Annotated in this window: 15 protein-coding genes; 9 read left to right on the top strand and 6 right to left on the bottom strand. The window is 69.8% G+C overall.

Annotation, left to right across the window (positions count from 1 at the left end; genetic code table 11):
* Nucleotides 1-1,134 (bottom strand): polysaccharide biosynthesis/export family protein, encoded by a 1,134-nt coding sequence (locus LOKHON_RS12780; RefSeq protein ID WP_245631463.1) that lies wholly within the window; start codon nucleotides 1,132-1,134, stop codon nucleotides 1-3.
* A 243-nt stretch (nucleotides 1,135-1,377) separates the two neighbouring features.
* Nucleotides 1,378-2,664 carry a capsule biosynthesis protein gene (locus LOKHON_RS12785; protein ID WP_033315391.1) on the bottom strand — a complete coding sequence of 429 codons (1,287 nt, stop codon included), beginning with the start codon at nucleotides 2,662-2,664 and terminating at the stop codon, nucleotides 1,378-1,380.
* 148 nt (nucleotides 2,665-2,812) lie between these two features.
* Between LOKHON_RS12785 and LOKHON_RS12790 the strand changes: the two genes are divergently transcribed.
* The gene (locus tag LOKHON_RS12790) at nucleotides 2,813-3,418 is read left to right on the top strand and encodes a riboflavin synthase (protein WP_017927062.1); all 606 of its coding nucleotides are present in this window, start codon (nucleotides 2,813-2,815) and stop codon (nucleotides 3,416-3,418) included.
* A 145-nt stretch (nucleotides 3,419-3,563) separates the two neighbouring features.
* Here the strand turns inward: LOKHON_RS12790 and LOKHON_RS12795 are convergent, their stop codons facing one another.
* A complete protein-coding gene (locus LOKHON_RS12795; RefSeq protein WP_017927063.1) occupies nucleotides 3,564-4,937 on the bottom strand; it encodes an L-serine ammonia-lyase in 1,374 nt (457 codons plus the stop codon).
* Nucleotides 4,937-5,638 carry a glutathione S-transferase family protein gene (locus tag LOKHON_RS12800; protein ID WP_017927064.1) on the bottom strand — a complete coding sequence of 234 codons (702 nt, stop codon included), beginning with the start codon at nucleotides 5,636-5,638 and terminating at the stop codon, nucleotides 4,937-4,939. Before LOKHON_RS12800 ends, LOKHON_RS12795 begins: the two co-directional genes overlap by 1 nt.
* A gap of 168 nt (nucleotides 5,639-5,806) precedes the next feature.
* Between LOKHON_RS12800 and rpiA the strand changes: the two genes are divergently transcribed.
* The 6 genes from rpiA to LOKHON_RS12830 all read left to right on the top strand — a co-directional run bounded on the left by rpiA (nucleotide 5,807) and on the right by LOKHON_RS12830 (nucleotide 12,329).
* Nucleotides 5,807-6,592, top strand: a complete 786-nt coding sequence (rpiA, locus tag LOKHON_RS12805; RefSeq protein WP_017927065.1) for a ribose-5-phosphate isomerase RpiA — start codon at nucleotides 5,807-5,809, stop codon at nucleotides 6,590-6,592.
* A 13-nt stretch (nucleotides 6,593-6,605) separates the two neighbouring features.
* The gene (locus tag LOKHON_RS12810) at nucleotides 6,606-8,048 is read left to right on the top strand and encodes an FAD-dependent oxidoreductase (RefSeq protein ID WP_017927066.1); all 1,443 of its coding nucleotides are present in this window, start codon (nucleotides 6,606-6,608) and stop codon (nucleotides 8,046-8,048) included.
* Nucleotides 8,049-8,128: 80 nt separating this feature from the next.
* The gene (hflK, locus tag LOKHON_RS12815; RefSeq protein ID WP_017927067.1) at nucleotides 8,129-9,319 is read left to right on the top strand and encodes an FtsH protease activity modulator HflK; all 1,191 of its coding nucleotides are present in this window, start codon (nucleotides 8,129-8,131) and stop codon (nucleotides 9,317-9,319) included.
* Nucleotide 9,320: 1 nt separating this feature from the next.
* Nucleotides 9,321-10,460: a protease modulator HflC gene (hflC, locus tag LOKHON_RS12820; RefSeq protein ID WP_017927068.1), complete on the top strand. Its 1,140-nt coding sequence runs from the start codon at nucleotides 9,321-9,323 to the stop codon at nucleotides 10,458-10,460.
* Entirely contained in the window at nucleotides 10,457-10,651 is a 195-nt protein-coding gene (locus tag LOKHON_RS16650; RefSeq protein ID WP_017927069.1) for a DUF2065 family protein, read from the top strand. Before hflC ends, LOKHON_RS16650 begins: the two co-directional genes overlap by 4 nt.
* A gap of 157 nt (nucleotides 10,652-10,808) precedes the next feature.
* Entirely contained in the window at nucleotides 10,809-12,329 is a 1,521-nt protein-coding gene (locus LOKHON_RS12830) for a Do family serine endopeptidase (protein WP_017927070.1), read from the top strand.
* A 51-nt stretch (nucleotides 12,330-12,380) separates the two neighbouring features.
* Here LOKHON_RS12830 and LOKHON_RS12835 read toward each other — a convergent pair whose 3' ends face one another.
* Nucleotides 12,381-12,866, bottom strand: coding sequence for a peptidoglycan-binding domain-containing protein (locus tag LOKHON_RS12835; protein ID WP_017927071.1), 486 nt, complete (start codon nucleotides 12,864-12,866; stop codon nucleotides 12,381-12,383).
* Between the two features lie 190 nt (nucleotides 12,867-13,056).
* Here LOKHON_RS12835 and LOKHON_RS12840 point away from each other — a divergent pair, with 190 nt between their 5' ends.
* Nucleotides 13,057-13,380 (top strand): 2Fe-2S iron-sulfur cluster-binding protein, encoded by a 324-nt coding sequence (locus LOKHON_RS12840; RefSeq protein WP_017927072.1) that lies wholly within the window; start codon nucleotides 13,057-13,059, stop codon nucleotides 13,378-13,380.
* Nucleotides 13,381-13,517: 137 nt separating this feature from the next.
* Here LOKHON_RS12840 and LOKHON_RS12845 read toward each other — a convergent pair whose 3' ends face one another.
* Complete coding sequence (locus LOKHON_RS12845) at nucleotides 13,518-14,228, bottom strand: adenosylcobinamide-GDP ribazoletransferase (RefSeq protein WP_017927073.1); 711 nt, start codon at nucleotides 14,226-14,228, stop codon at nucleotides 13,518-13,520.
* 70 nt (nucleotides 14,229-14,298) lie between these two features.
* On the opposite strand from LOKHON_RS12845, the gene cobT reads away from it, so the two are divergent.
* A complete protein-coding gene (gene cobT, locus LOKHON_RS12850) occupies nucleotides 14,299-15,312 on the top strand; it encodes a nicotinate-nucleotide--dimethylbenzimidazole phosphoribosyltransferase (protein ID WP_017927074.1) in 1,014 nt (337 codons plus the stop codon).
* Nucleotide 15,313 lies beyond the last annotated feature (1 nt).

A 15,313-nucleotide genomic window follows, 5' to 3' on the forward strand; every position in this document is an offset into this window, starting at 1 on the left:
TCAGCGCACGGCGTCGACGGCGCCGCGCGTCGAGGTCAGCGTGCCGGTCAGCCCGCCGATCACCCGGCCGAACTCGACGATCGGTGCCTCGGTCACATAGACCGTGTCGTCGTCGCGGATCGCGAAGTCGCGGGCGATGAACATGCCGTTGGGACGGGTGAGATCGAGCACGTAAACAAGACGCTGCGTGCCGACGAGATCGTCAATGCCGGTGATCTGGCTGGCGATCACCGCGGGCTCGTTGCGGAACACGAAGACGCCGGTCGGATCGGCCAGTGTCGGGTTGAGGCCGCCGACCCGCGCGATCGCCTCGATCGCCGAGATGTTGCGGCTGTCGAAGGGCACCAGCTCCTGCGTGCCGGTGGCGCCCAGCGCGGTGTAGTCGCGCGTGTCGGCCTCGACGAGGATGCGGTCGCCGCCGCGCAGCGCGATGTCGGCGCGCGGCTCTTCGAAGAGATCCTGGAACCAGACCTCGCTCGTGGTGCTGCCGCGCGTCACCGTGACCTGTGCCACTTCGGGCCGCACCGACACGCCGCCCGCCGCCGCGAGCATGGCCGACAGCGTGCGCGTCGGGCGTTCGATCGGATAGACGCCCTGTGCGCCGACATCGCCGACCACCGAAACGGTGGAGCCGTCGCCCGCGACGCGGCGCACCTGCACCTGCGGGTCGGGGGTCTGGGCTTCGAGCTTGTCGGTGATGATGCGGCGGATCGCCTCGGGCGAATTGCCCGCGGCGCGAATCCGGCCCGCATAGGGCACGAAGATGAAGCCGGAGCCATCGACCTGCACCTCTTCGAGCACGGTGGCGTTCTGCCCGGTGGGTACCACCAGCCCGTCATCAACGTTTTCCCAGATCGTCAGCCCGAGCACGTCACCCGGCTGGATCGTGTCCGACCCCAGAAGCCCGGCCTGCGCGAAGCTGGCAGCAAAGCCCAGCGCCGGGGTGACGCCGGCGATGCGGTTCACCCGGTCGTCCACCGCCACCACGAAGGCGTCGCCTTCGCGCAGCACCGAGCCTGCGAAGATCTCGCGCTTGTTGGGGCCTGAGCGCGGGGTGATCCCGCAGCCGGCGACGAGAGCGAGCGCGACCGCGATGGCCACGCCGCGGGCGAGGCGGTGGGGGAGGGGTGTCACTGCGCGGTCTCCTCGACCTGTTCCTGTCTGCCTGCGGCCCCGTGCCGGGGCCGATCTGCCTGTGCCCCCGTCGCGAGGGCGATCCGTCATCTGGCCCGTTATGCCCGGACCTTGGGCCTGTCGATCGGGGGCAACGCTCTGCCCGTTGCGGGCGAGGCTAACGCGCGCGGCCGTGCGTGACCAGTTGCCGCGCGCGGAGCCGGGCGGCGCAGGCGGCGCGGTGTGGCTTGCGCGCCGCGCCGGTCAGGGCAGCGCGCGCAGCGGCGGGCGCGGCGCGACCCGGCCCGTGTGCAGCGCCTCATAAGGATCTTCGACCGCGAGCATCATGTCCACGACCTGCCGCAACAGCCGCCGGCGCCCCCGCACCGAGTAGAACCCGCCCGAGACCTGGCTCGTTTCCAGCAGGAAGCGGCGATAATCGCGATAGGCGCGCCGGTCGGGGCGCAGCGGCTGGGCAAAGAATTCGGCCAGCGGCTGGGGCGAGGCGAGGTCGGGCTTGGAATAGACGGCGCGGCCAAAGGCCTTGAGCGGGATGCCGCGCCAGAGCACCTGCTGGGCGGCGGTGGAGTTGACGGTGACGGCGGTGCGCGCCGCATCCAGAAGCCGCGCCAGCTTGCCGCCGCGCAGGTAATGCACGCGGCCCTCCAGCCCGTGCGCGCGGGCGAGATCGCGGATGATCCGCTTGAGCGGGGCCTGCCCGTTCTCCAGAGGATGCGCCTTGAAGACGAGATGGTGATGGCGCGGCGCACCGCGGGCAAAGCCCTCGATCACCAGTTCGAGGAAATCGGACATCCGGTCAAAGGGCGAATGCGCCCGAAAGCTCGCATCATGTTCGAGCTGCAGGAGCGCGAGGTGGTAAGGATAGCCGCCCCGCCGGATGCGGGCCGTCGCGACGATCCGGTCGAGCGCGATGAAGGGCATCAGCAGCAGCCGCGTGGTATAGAGCCGCGCCTCGGTGGCGAGCGGCAGCTCGCGATGGGCGCGAAAGCCCGCATAGGTCCGGTTCCGGAACAGCACGAACCAGTGGTAGAGCGCGCCATAGAAGACGTGCTGTCGCATGTCGCCCCAATGCGCGGGCGCTTCCGTGATCTCGGGGTCCGAGCGTTCCAGCGCCGCGCGCATTTCGTCGATGCCGATCTGCATGAGCCGCGAATGCCCGTTTGTGCCGCCGCGCTCATAGGTGACCCACCATGGCCGAAGATAGCCTTCCTCGAACACGTGCACGCAGATCCCGCGCGCGCGGGCCCGTGCCACCGCCGTGGCGTGGACGGGCCGCGTGTCGCCATAAAGCACGATGTCGGTGATGCCGTGCTCTTCGATCAGCGCGTCGAAGGCGACGGGCCAATCCTCGGCGGAGCCGCGATAGGGGATGTAGCTTGCCCGGTCGCGCCAGAAAGCCGCGTCGCCCGCGTTGAACCCCGCCCGCCAGCAGTGCGCCCCGGCGGCGCGCAGCATGGCCGCGAGCCGGTCGAAGAAGGGCCCGTGCGGGCCTTGCAGGAACAGGAAACGGCGATCGGCGGGATCGGTCATGTAAGAGGCCATGGTAACGGAACGATCCCTTTGGTGTCGCAGCGGCTGGGGGCTCTTTTAAGGCGCGCGGATGGCGCGGAAAAGCGCCTGCCCTTGTGCGGGCGCGGCGGCGTCTCTAGGTCTTGGGGCGCAAGACAGGAGCGCGCGCATGTTCACAGGCATCATCACCGATATCGGCGAGGTTCTCGACGTGGTGCAGGAGGGCGACCTGCGCGCCCGTATCGCCACCAGCTACGATCCCGACAGCATCGATATCGGCGCCTCGATCGCCTGCGACGGGGTCTGCCTGACCGTGGTCGCGCTGGGCCGGAGCCCGCGCAACTGGTTCGACGTGCAGATCTCGGCCGAAACCGTGAACCTTACCAATATCGGCCGCGATGGCTGGCGCGCGGGCAAACGGCTCAACCTCGAACGCGCGCTGAAGGTCGGGGACGAGCTGGGCGGGCATATCGTGTCGGGCCATGTCGACGGCGTGGCCGAGGTGGTGGGCCTGCGCGACGAGGGCGACAGCCTGCGGGTGCGCTTTCGCGCGCCCGACGCGCTGGCCAAGTTCATCGCGCCGAAAGGGTCGGTCGCGCTCAACGGCACCTCGCTGACGGTCAACGAGGTCGAAGGGGCGGAATTCGGCATCAACCTGATTCCGCACACCCGCGAAGTGACCAACTGGGGCGACCTGGTGGAGGGGCAGTCGATCAACCTCGAGATCGACACCATGGCGCGTTACGTCGCCCGGCTGCGCGACTGGGACAGCTGACCATCCTGCGCGGGCGCCCGGCTGACGGGTGTCGCGCGTGCGGCCAGCGTCGTGTCGTGCGTATTTGGGGAACAAAGTAGCCAGGCGCGCTTGGCCACTTTGTTCCCCAAATACGCAAATTCCGACCCATCGGCCCGCGCCGCCTTCAGCAATTGGGCAGGTTCACCGCCAGCCCACCCTGCGAGGTTTCCTTGTACTTGTCGCTCATGTCGCGCCCGGTTTGGCGCATCGTCTCGATCGCCACGTCGAGCGGCACGAGATGCGCGCCGTCGCCCCTGAGCGCGAGGCTCGCCGCCGCCACCGCCTTGACCGCGCCCATGCCGTTCCTTTCGATGCAAGGGACCTGAACGAGCCCCGCGACCGGGTCGCAGGTCATGCCGAGATGGTGTTCGAGCGCGATTTCGGCGGCGTTCTCGACCTGGCCCGGCGTGCCGCCCAGCACCGCCGCGAGCCCTGCGGCGGCCATCGCGGCGGCGGAGCCGACCTCGGCCTGACAGCCGCATTCGGCGCCCGAGATCGAGGCGTTCTCCTTGATCAGCCCGCCGACCGCAGCGGCGGTCAGCAGGAATTCGGGCACCCGGTCGCTGCTGGCACCGGGCACGTGATCGAGCCAGTAGCGAATGACGGCGGGCACCACGCCCGCCGCGCCGTTGGTGGGCGCCGTGACGACCTGTCCGCCGGCGGCGTTTTCCTCGTTCACCGCCATGGCATAGGCCGAGATCCAGTCGGTCACGAGATGCGGCGCCGCCATGTTGCCGCCGCGTTCGGCGCGCAGCGAGGCATGGATCGCCGCCGCCCGGCGGCGCACGCCAAGCCCGCCGGGCAAGGTGCCCTCGGCGTGCAGCCCGCGATCGATGCAATCGGACATGACGCGCCAGATCTTCTGAACGTCACCGTTCAGGTCGGTGCGCGGGCGGCGCGCTTTCTCGTTGGCGCGCTTCATCGCCGCGATCGACAGCCCGCTTTCGGTGGCCATGCGCAGCATGCCGGTCGCGCTGGCGAAGGGGTAGGGGACGGGCGGGCCGGTGTCCGGGGCGGGACCGGCCTCAAGCTCCTCGGCGGTGCGCACGAAACCGCCGCCGATCGAATAATAGGTCATCTCCGTCACCACGTCGCCCTGCGCATCATGGCCGCGCAGCACCAGCCCGTTCGCGTGGCCGGGCAGCGGCGGGCCGTAATCGAAGACGAGATCCGCCTGCGGATCGAAGCGCAGCGCGGCAAGCCCCTCAGGGTGCAGCACTTTTTCGGCGCGCAGCCGTGCAAGCTCGGCCTCGGCGGCTTCGGCGTCGTAACCCGCCACCGTGATCCCGGCGAGGCCGAGCATCACCGCCCGGTCGGTGGCGTGGCCCGCCCCGGTGAAGGCGAGCGAGCCGTGCAGCCGTGCCGAGACGCCCGCGACCTTGAAGGGCTGCGCGCGCAGATGGCCTAGAAACCGTTCGGCCGCGACCATCGGGCCGATGGTGTGCGACGAGGACGGGCCGATGCCGATCTTGAAGATGTCGAAGACGGAGAGAAACATCAGGTGGCATATCCTTCGGGCGGATGCGGGGGGTGTGGATCGGTGAAGGGGCGCGGCCCGAGCCCCTCGGCCTCGATCGCGGCCCGGACCGAGGGCCGCGTTTCGAACCGCTCCAGAGATGCGCGCAGGCCGGGCCAGCGGGCAAGGTCGAACCAGCCGGTGCCGCTTTCGGGATAGAGCGCGCACCAGCGCAGCATCGGCGCGAGATAGCAGTCGAGCGCCGAAGGCTGATCCGCGCCGAGCCAGCCGCCCAGGCTGGGCGTTGCCGCCTCCAGCCGGTCGAGCATTTCCAGCGTGCGCTGCGCGGTGCGTTCGTGCAGCGCGAAGACCTGTTCGGGCGCGATGTGCTCGCCGCCGTAGAACAGCATCCGAAGCGCCGGGTGCAGCGTGTTCGACAGCCAGAACAGCCAGGCCAGCGCCATGCCGCGCTCGGGCGCGTCGGGGGCGGGCATCAGCACCGCGTGGCGGCGATGCCGGTCCGACAGCCACAACAGGATCGCCGCGGTCTCGAAGATCGGACCTTCATCGGTTTCGAGCACCGGGATCATGCCATGCGGGTTGAGCGCGAGATAGCCCGGCGCCCGCTGCGCGCCCGCCCGACGGTCCACCAGCGCGGCGTGATAGTCGAGCCGCAGCTCCTCGAGCGCGAGCCGCACGCAAAGCGAGGCATTGTCGGGGGCGTAGTGCAGGCGCAGGGTCATGGGGCATCCTCCGGGGCACGGGCGCGGATCTCTGGCCCTGATGCGACCATTCGCGCGCGGTTCGCGCAAGGGGAATGCCCGGACAGCGGCAAAGTTGCGCGACGATTGCCCCTCGCAGGCGGACGCCATCTTTCCTATAACCGGGTCGGACCCGCGAAGAGAGGCAGCATGGCCAAAGACCTGTCACCCGTTGAAAAGGCGAAGTTCGTCGCCGCCAAGCAGGCGAGCCGCATGATCGAGGACGGCATGCGCGTCGGCCTCGGCACCGGATCGACCGCCGAATGGCTGGTGCGCTGCATCGGCGAAATGGTCCGCGACGAGGGGCTCGCGATCCGCGCGGTGCCGACCTCGCGCCGCACCGCCGACCTCGCCCGCGAGCTCGGGATCGAGGTGGTGACGCTCGAGGAGGCGGGCTGGCTCGACCTGACCATCGACGGCGCCGACGAGGTCGATGGCGCGCTGAACCTGATCAAGGGCGGCGGCGCCGCGCTCTTGCACGAAAAGATCGTGGCCACGGCCTCGGACCGGATGGTGGTGATCGCCGATGCGACCAAGCGGGTCGAGACGCTCGGGGCGTTTCCGCTGCCGGTCGAGATCATCCCCTTCGGCTGGCAGGCGACCAAGGTGCTCGTGGAGGAAACGCTGGTCGGGCTCGACGTGCTGGGCCGCGAGGTCGAGCTGCGCATGAAGGATGGCGAAGCCGTGCGCACCGATGAGGGCAACCACATCCTCGACCTGCATCTCAACCGGATCGGCAATGCGCGCCAGCTCGGGCTCGCGCTCAACCAGATCGCGGGCGTGGTCGAAAACGGGCTATTCGTCGATATCTGTGACGCGCTCGTGATCGGGCATGGCGATGGGCGGGTCGAGAGCTACGATCTGCACGGCGAGGCGGAAGAGACGCAGTTCGACTTTCTCGCCACCGACAACATCTTCACCGATATTTCCGACTAGGACAGACCGACTTATGGCATTCGACTATGATCTCTTCGTGATCGGCGGCGGCTCGGGCGGGGTGCGTGCCGCGCGCACCGCCGCCGCCACCGGGGCAAGCGTGGCGCTGGCCGAGGAAAGCCGCATGGGCGGCACCTGCGTGATCCGCGGCTGCGTCCCGAAAAAGCTCATGGTCTATGCCTCGGGCTATGGCGAGGTGCTCGACGAGGCGCGCGCCTATGGCTGGGAAATCGGCGAGGGCCGGTTCGACTGGCGGCCCTTCCGCGAGAAGCTGCATGCCGAGCTGGACCGGCTCGAGGGCGTCTATCGCCGCCTGCTCGACGGCTCTGGCGTCGAGATGCACGACCAGCGCGCGCGCATTGCCGATCCGCACACGGTCGAGCTGGCAGACGGCACCCGCAAGACCGCCAAGCACATCCTCGTGGCGACCGGCGGGCGCCCGGTGCGCCCCGACATGAAGAACGCGCATCTGGGCATGGTTTCGGACGACATCTTCGATCTCGAAACCTTGCCGAAATCTGTGCTGATCGTCGGTGGCGGCTACATCGCCTGCGAATTCGCCTGCATCCTGCACGGGCTGGGCGTGAAGGTGACGCAGTTCTATCGCGGCGCGCAGATCCTGCGCGGCTTCGACGACGAGGCGCGTGGCCTGATCGCGGATTCGATGCGCGAGCGCGGCATCGACCTGCATCTGGGCACCAACGTGGTCGAGATGTGCCCCGAGAGCGAGGCATCCGATCCGGCGCATCACGGCGGCACCGGCTCGGACGCGGCGGGCGGCAACGGCGTGGCCGAGGCCGCGCCCGGCACCAAGGGACCGGTCTGGGTCAAGGCCACGAATGGCGACGAGCGGGTCTATGACGCGGTGCTCTTCGCGACCGGGCGCAAGCCCAACACCGACGGGCTCGGGCTCGAAGAGGCGGGGGTCGAACTGGCGCGTGGCGGCGCGATCGAGGTCGATGACTACAGCCAGACCGGCTGCCCGTCGATCTACGCCATCGGCGACGTCACCGACCGGGTGAATCTGACGCCGGTGGCGATCCGCGAGGGCATGCAGTTCGTCGAGACCGTGTTCAAGGGCAACCCGACGCCGGTCGATCACGCGCTGATCCCCTCGGCGGTGTTCACCCAGCCCGAGCTCGGCACCATCGGCCTGACCGAAGAGGCGGCGCGCGAGATCGAGCCGGTCGAGGTCTATTGCTCGTCCTTCAAGCCGATGCAGTCGGCCTTCGCGGGATCGAGCGACCGGGTGCTGATGAAGCTCGTGGTGTCGGTCGAAACCCGCAAGATCCTGGGCTGTCATATCGTCGCACCCGAGGCGGGCGAACTGATCCAGCTTGCCGGGATCGCGGTCAAGATGGGCGCGACCAAGGAGGATTTCGACCGGACCGTGGCGGTGCACCCGACCATGGCCGAGGAGATCGTCACCATGCGCGAGCCGGTGCGGCGTTCTTGAATACCGCCCCTGAGGGCACACATGCAAAGCGTGCCGGGTGAAACCGGCACGGGGGAAACCAACAAGGGAACAGAGGCTTCATGGCTGGAAACAACGGCGGCCCCTGGGGCGGCGGCGGCGGTGGGCGCGGCCCCACCGGCGGCGGGGATGACGACAGGCGGCCCGGTGGGCCGCAGCGACCGCGCCGCCCCGGCGAGGGCCCGCAGATCGACGACCTGATGAACAAGGGCCGCGAGCAGCTGCGCGTGCTGATGGGCGGCGGCGGCAATCGCGGCACCGGCTCGGGCGGTGGCAATGGCGGCCCCGGATTCCAGATGTCGCGCGGCACCATCGGCCTCGCCGCTGTCGGTGCGCTGGTGCTGTGGGGCGTGATGTCGTTTTATACCGTGCGCCCCGAAGAACAGTCGGTCGAGCTGTTTCTCGGCTCGTATTCCTCGACCGGCAGCCCCGGTCTGAACTTTGCACCGTGGCCGCTGGTCACGCATGAGGTCGTCAACGTCACCTCCGAGCGGACCGAGAACATCGGCATCGGGCGCGACAATAACGGGCTGATGCTGACCACCGACGCCAATATCGTCGATATCGGTTTTCAGGTGGTGTGGAACGTCTCCGATCCGGCGAAATTCCTGTTCAACATCCGCGACCCGCAGCTCACCGTACAGGCGGTGTCCGAATCCGTGATGCGCGAGATCATCGCCGCGTCGAACCTCGCGCCGATCCTCAACCGCGACCGCGGCCTGATCGCCGACACCGCGATGGAATCGATCCAGGCGACGCTCGACGCCTATGACAGCGGCATCAACGTGGTCCGGGTCAACCTCGACCGCGCCGACCCGCCCTCGGAGGTGATCGACGCCTTCCGCGACGTGCAGGCCGCCGAGCAGGAGCGCGACCGGCTGCAGCGTCAGGCCGACGCCTATGCCAACCGGGTGCTCGCCGAGGCGCGCGGTGAAGCGGCTCAGACCATCGAGCAGGCCGAAGGCTACCGCGCCCAGACCATCAACGACGCTCTGGGTCAGGCCAGCCGCTTCTCGGCGGTGCAGGACGAATACGCGCAGGCGCCGCAGGTCACGCGTCGCCGCCTCTATCTCGAATCGATGGAGCGGGTGCTGGGCGATGTCGACAAGATGGTGCTCGACCCGTCGATCACCGGCGGCGAAGGCGGCGGTACCGGCATCGTGCCGTTCCTGCCGCTGAACGAGCTGGGCCAGCGTTCGGACCGCCAGAACCAGCAGGGCGCGGCCGCGTCTTCCAACGGCCAGGGGAACTGAGATGAAGAAGACCGCATTCCTGCTTCCCGCTCTCGTCATCGCCGTCGCGGCGATCCTGTCGTCGATCTACGTCGTGGACGAACGCGAAAAGGCGCTGGTGCTGCAATTCGGCCAGATCCGCCAGGTCAAGGAAGAGCCCGGTCTCGGGCTCAAGGTGCCGCTGATCCAGGAGGTCGTGACCTATGACGACCGGATCCTGTCGCTCGACACCGACACGATCGAGGTGACGCCGTCGGATGACCGCCGTCTCGTGGTCGACGCCTTCGCGCGCTACCGCATCTCCGACGTGGTGCAATTCCGTCAGGCCGTCGGCGTCGGCGGCGTGCGCGCCGCCGAGGACCGGCTGTCGTCGATCCTCAACGCGCAGATCCGCGAGGTGCTCGGCGCCGATCAGGTGACCTCGGACACGATCCTCTCCTCGGATCGCCGCGGCCTGATGAACCGGATCCGCGAACAGGCGCAGCGCTCGGCGCAGGGCCTCGGCATCGACGTGGTCGACGTGCGGCTCAAGCAGACCAACCTGCCGAGCCAGAACCTCGACGCGACCTTCGCCCGGATGCGGGCCGAGCGCGAGCGCGAGGCCGCCGACGAGATCGCGCGCGGCAACGAGGCCGCGCAGCGGGTGCGCGCGCTGGCCGACCGGACCGTGATCGAAACCATGTCGGAAGCCGAGCGCGAAGCGCAGGTGACCCGAGGCGAGGCCGACGCCGAGGCCAACGCGATCTTCGCGAGCGCCTACAACGCCGACCCGGAGTTCTTTGACTTCTACCGCTCGCTTCAGGCCTATGAACGCGCGCTGCAGGGCTCGAACTCGCAGCTGGTTCTGACGCCCGACAGCGCCTTCTTCGATTACCTCTACAACGACGACCTGCCCGAGGGCGTGACCCCCGCCCCGGCGCGGGCGCGTGGGGCGTTCGACGGCGGCATCGAGGAAGAGCCCGGCTCGGGCGGGACCGGGGCCGGGGTGATCCGGCTCGACAGCCTGCAGGTCACCCAAGGCGAGGACGGCGCGGTCGTCTTCTCGACCCAAGAGGGCGAGATCGACGCGCAGGCCGATGCCGACGCCGCCGCCGAAGGCCAGGCCGAAACGCTGCGGCCGCGGGTGATCCTGCCCGAAGACGATACGGCGACCGCGCAGTGACGCCGATCCTGCTGGGCCTCGGCCTGGTGCTCGTGGTGGAGGGGCTGGCCTGGGCGCTGGCCCCTTCTCTGATTCTGAGGATGCTCGAAACGCTGCGCGACATGCCGCCCGAGCAGCGCCGCGTGGCCGGGCTGGTGACGCTGGCGCTCGGGGTGGGGCTTTTGTGGATCGCGCGGCAGACCACGCTCTGATGGCGCGCGCGCGAAGGTTTCAACCTTTCACACCGCTTTGACACGCCGCGACGGGGGCTTGAGTTGCCACGCCGCGATCTTAGGTTGATGGTCAGCCCCGACCGGAGCCGCGCTTCGCATCGCGCTCCGACGCACAGGACGAAACAGGAGTGTGCCCGTGAACGCCAAGACCAGATCGACGTCCCCCGTCACCCTCGTACGTGCCGTTTCGGTGCTGGCCCTGGGCGCGGCGCTGGGGCTGGGGCAGGTGGCCCCGCTTGCCGCGCAGGATACCGCCGTGACGCCCGAGGTCGACGCGCCGACCACCGCCGATGCGCCCGATGCGACCCGTCCGCTCACCTTTGCCGATCTGGCCGAGCAGGTCAGCCCGGCGGTGGTCAACATCACCACCTCGACCATGGTCTCGGCGCCTGCCGGTCCGCAGGGCATGGTGCCCGAAGGCTCGCCCTTCGAGGAGTTCTTCCGCGATTTCCAAAATCGCGGCGACGACGCGCCGCGCCGCTCCTCGGCGCTCGGGTCGGGCTTCGTGATTTCGGATGATGGCTATGTGGTCACCAACAACCACGTCATCGACGGCGCCGACGAGATCAATATCGAGTTCTTCTCGGGCAAGACGCTGGTGGCCGAGGTGGTGGGCACCGATGCCTCCACGGATATCGCGCTTTTGAAGGTCGAGGCCGAGGATCTGCCGCATGTCGAATTCGGCGACAGCACCGCCGAGGGCGCGCGCGTCGGCGACTGGGTGATGGCGATGGGCAACCCGCTGGGCCAGGGATTTTCGGTTTCGGCCGGTATCGTCTCGGCCCGTGGACGGGCGCTGTCGGGCACCTATGACGACTACATCCAGACCGACGCCGCGATCAATCGCGGCAATTCGGGCGGCCCGCTGTTCAACATGTCGGGCGAGGTGATCGGCGTGAACACCGCGATCCTGTCGCCCAATGGCGGCTCGATCGGCATCGGTTTCGCCATGTCCTCGGACGTGGTGACCGAGGTGGTCGCGCAGCTTCAGGAATTCGGCGAAACCCGCCGTGGCTGGCTCGGCGTGCGGATCCAGGACGTGACCCCGGACATGGTCGAGGCGATCGAGGGGCTCGACGGGACTCGTGGCGCGCTGGTCACCGATGTGCCCGAAGGCCCGGCGATGGAAGCCGGCATGGAAGCGGGCGACGTGATCCTGAGCTTTGACGGCAGGGCGGTTCCCGACACCCGCGAGCTGGTGCGCATGGTCGGCCGCGCCCCGGTCGGCGAAGAGGTCCCGGTCGAGGTGCTGCGCGAGGGCGAGATGGTCGAGCTTGCTGTGAAGCTTGGCCGCCGCGAAGAGGCCGAGAGCGCCGTGCCCGCTTCGGCCCAAGGGTCGGGTGACGGCGCCGAGACCGAGATGTTCGGCCTGTCGCTGTCGGAGATGACGCCGGAGCTGCGCGAGCAGCTGGAGCTGCCCGAAGACGCCGAAGGCCTCGTCGTGACGGATGTGGACCCGGCCTCGGACGCCGCCGAAAAGGGGCTCGCCGCCGGTGACGTGATCACCGAAGCCGGGCAGCAGCCGGTTGCCTCCGTGGCCGATTTCGACTCCCGCATCGAGGCCGCACGCGAGGCCGGGCGCAAATCCCTGCTGCTGCTGGTGCGCCGCGCGGGCGATCCGCGCTTCGTGGCGCTGGGGCTCGAAGAGGCGGAGTGATCCGCTGCGCAGAACCGGAACGGGGCGCCTTCGGGCGCCCTTTTTTGTGGCTCAGCGGCGGTTCATGAGGTCGAGCTGCGCGGGCGTCAGCGCCGTGATCCCGAGCCGCTGGGCCGAGGCCAGCGACAGCACCGGGCTGTCGGGGCCGCCGCTGCTGCGCTGGAAGGTCTGCACCGCGTCGAGCGTAACGGTGTCGAGCTGGCCCGTCACCGGGCCGGGGTGAAAGCCGCGCGTCACCAACGCGCGTTGCAGCGTTTCGACGAAGGCGGGGGTGAATGCGGGCGGGCAGAGCGTTTCGAACAGCACCGCGCGCCGTTCGCGCAGGATGCTCTGGCGGGTCACGCTGCGATACCGCGCGGGGCCCTCGCCCGGCTCGCGCACCTGTTCGCGCACCGTCTCTATCACCGCCGGGGTGATGTCGCGGCCATAACAGCGTCCGTCCGGCCCGGTTTCGATCCGCGCCGCCATGAAGGCGGGCAGGTCGGGCGGCGCGGCCATGCAGGCGGCGAGCGGCAGGACGAGGAGCAGGCGGAACATCGGTCACCGAAGGATCGTTACCGGGCAGAGACTAGACCGCCGGGCCGCGCGCCGAAAGCGGTGCGGCATCGCCGGGCGGGGGCGTGGCCCGCGCGCCGCAACACAACCGCCTGCGCCCCGCGCCGTGGCACTGGCGGGCAGGCCGCGGCTCGCCTAGACAGGGCGGCGCAACGCGACAGAGGAGCCTGACATGGCGAAGATCACCTATATCGAGCACGACGGCACCGAGCATGTCGTCGACGTGGCCAACGGCCTCACCGTCATGGAGGGCGCGCGCGACAATGGCGTGCCGGGCATCGAGGCCGATTGCGGCGGCGCCTGCGCCTGCTCGACCTGCCATGTCTACGTGGACGAAGCCTGGGTCGCCAAGCTGCCCGAAAAGGACCCGATGGAAGAGGACATGCTGGAATTCGCCTATGAGCCCGACGAGACCCGCTCGCGGCTCACCTGCCAGCTCAAGGTGTCCGACGCGCTCGACGGGCTCGTGGTGAAGATGCCCGAACGACAGATCTGATACGGCTGGCCCTGATTCTCGCGGCGCCTGCCGGGCTGGCGGCCCGATTTGAAGGCGGCAGGCTTCAAGCGCGCGACATCGGGACGCCGGGGACCGGGCGCCGGGGGCTTCGGCCCGGCGCTCGGCTGCGCGGAGGGCTAGACCAGCGCCGCCAGCACCAAAAGCGCGGCCATTTCCGCCATTTGCTGCGTGCCGCCGAGAATGTCGCCGGTCTGCCCGCCGATCTTGGCGCGGGCGATGCAGGTGCCGCACAGGGCGGCGAGCGCCACCGCCGGGAGCAGCAGCAGCAGGCTCCAGCCCGCCAGTGGCAGGGCGATGAGCGTCGCGACGCCACCGGCCAGCGCCGCCGCCCGCCCCGAGGGCCGCCCGGCGAGCCGTGCCAGCCCGTCCTCGCGCGCATGCGGCAACCGCGCCATCGGCCAGACCATCGCGGCCCGGCTCAGCACCGCCGCGATCACCAGCGCCACCGGCCCGCCCACGGCCAGCGCCGACCAGCGGATCAGCAGCGTCGCGCCGATCGCCAGCACGCCGTAGCTGCCGACCCGGCTATCGCGCATGATCTCGAGCCGGCCGGCGCGCTCGAACCCGCCCCACAGCCCGTCGGCGCAATCGGCGAGCCCGTCCTCGTGCAGCCCACCGGTGATCAGGATCTGCGCAAACAGCGCCACCGCCGCCGCCGGGCCGGAGGGCAGGCCCAGCGCCAGCGCGGCCCAGAAGACGAACCCCGCGATGATCCCCACCGCGAGACCGGCGAGCGGAAAGGCCCAGACGCCCTCCGGCAGCACCGGGGCCGGGCGGACGGGCAGGCGGGTCAGCAGCCCGAAGGCCGCGCGAATGGGCAGGAGCATCAGGGCCTCTTTTCAAAGCGTGTCTCCTACGGTTAGGCAGGCAAGGCCCGCGATGCAACGAGGACCCCACATGACCATCCCCTTCGACGATCTTGCGGGCTTGCGCGCCGTTCTCTCCGACCTGCCCGGCCCCGACCGCGCCGCGGCGGAAAAAGCCCAGTCCCGCAACGCCCAGCTGACCAAGCCCGCGGGCTCGCTGGGGCGGCTCGAAGAGCTGGCCACCTGGTATGCGGGCTGGCGCGGCACGGCGCGGCCCGTGCTCGCAAGGCCGCAGGTGGCGATCTTCGCGGCCAATCACGGCGTCGTGGCGCGGGGCGTGTCCGCGTTTCCGGCAGCGGTGACGGCGCAGATGGTCGGCAATTTCGAAGCCGGTGGCGCGGCGGTGAACCAGCTGGCGCAGACGTTCGGCGCGAGGCTGACCGTGCATGCGCTCGATCTCGACCGGCCCACGCGCGATTTCGTCGACACCGCCGCGATGAGCGAGGCCGAGCTCGTCGCCGCGATGGCGGCGGGCTGGGCGGCGGTCGACCCCGAGGCCGACCTGCTGGTGGCGGGCGAAATGGGCATCGGCAACACCTGCTCGGCCTCGGCCATCGCGCTGGCGCTCGAAGGGGGAGAGGCGCAGGACTGGACCGGTCGCGGCACCGGGGTCGATGACGCCGGTCTCGCGCGCAAGGCCGAGGCCGTGGCCCAAGGTATCGCCCGGATCGAAGGCACGCGCGATCCGCTCGAGGTGCTGCGTCAGCTTGGCGGGCGCGAGATCGCGGCGATGGCGGGCGCTGTTCTCGCGGCGCGCCGGCACCGTATCCCGGTCATCCTCGACGGGTTCATCTGCTGCGCGGCGGCGCTGGTGCTGCACCGCGCGGCGCCCGGCGCGCTCGATCACGCCGTGGCCGGGCATCAGGGCGCCGAGGGCGGCCATGCGCGCCTGCTCGAACGGCTGGGCAAGGCGCCGCTGCTGTCGCTCGGGCTTCGGCTTGGCGAGGGCTCGGGCGGGGTGCTGGCGATCGGCGTGCTCAGGGGCGCGCTGGCCTGCCATTCGGGCATGGCGACCTTTGCCGAAGCCGGGGTCAGCGACGGCTGAC

Source organism: Limimaricola hongkongensis DSM 17492 (genome assembly GCF_000600975.2).
Lineage (GTDB): Bacteria > Pseudomonadota > Alphaproteobacteria > Rhodobacterales > Rhodobacteraceae > Limimaricola > Limimaricola hongkongensis.

What these genes read in the sequence shown, in the direction of transcription:
- LOKHON_RS12845 (WP_017927073.1), bottom strand. Translation starts at nt 14,228, where the DNA reads ATGCTCCTGCCCATTCGCGCGGCCTTCGGGCTGCTGACCCGCCTGCCC.
- LOKHON_RS12800 (WP_017927064.1), bottom strand. Translation starts at nt 5,638, where the DNA reads ATGACCCTGCGCCTGCACTACGCCCCCGACAATGCCTCGCTTTGCGTG.
- LOKHON_RS12835 (WP_017927071.1), bottom strand. Translation starts at nt 12,866, where the DNA reads ATGTTCCGCCTGCTCCTCGTCCTGCCGCTCGCCGCCTGCATGGCCGCG.
- hflK (WP_017927067.1), top strand. Translation starts at nt 8,129, where the DNA reads ATGGCTGGAAACAACGGCGGCCCCTGGGGCGGCGGCGGCGGTGGGCGC.
- cobT (WP_017927074.1), top strand. Translation starts at nt 14,299, where the DNA reads ATGACCATCCCCTTCGACGATCTTGCGGGCTTGCGCGCCGTTCTCTCC.
- LOKHON_RS12790 (WP_017927062.1), top strand. Translation starts at nt 2,813, where the DNA reads ATGTTCACAGGCATCATCACCGATATCGGCGAGGTTCTCGACGTGGTG.
- hflC (WP_017927068.1), top strand. Translation starts at nt 9,321, where the DNA reads ATGAAGAAGACCGCATTCCTGCTTCCCGCTCTCGTCATCGCCGTCGCG.
- rpiA (WP_017927065.1), top strand. Translation starts at nt 5,807, where the DNA reads ATGGCCAAAGACCTGTCACCCGTTGAAAAGGCGAAGTTCGTCGCCGCC.
- LOKHON_RS12785 (WP_033315391.1), bottom strand. Translation starts at nt 2,664, where the DNA reads ATGACCGATCCCGCCGATCGCCGTTTCCTGTTCCTGCAAGGCCCGCAC.
- LOKHON_RS12840 (WP_017927072.1), top strand. Translation starts at nt 13,057, where the DNA reads ATGGCGAAGATCACCTATATCGAGCACGACGGCACCGAGCATGTCGTC.
- LOKHON_RS12795 (WP_017927063.1), bottom strand. Translation starts at nt 4,937, where the DNA reads ATGTTTCTCTCCGTCTTCGACATCTTCAAGATCGGCATCGGCCCGTCC.
- LOKHON_RS12810 (WP_017927066.1), top strand. Translation starts at nt 6,606, where the DNA reads ATGGCATTCGACTATGATCTCTTCGTGATCGGCGGCGGCTCGGGCGGG.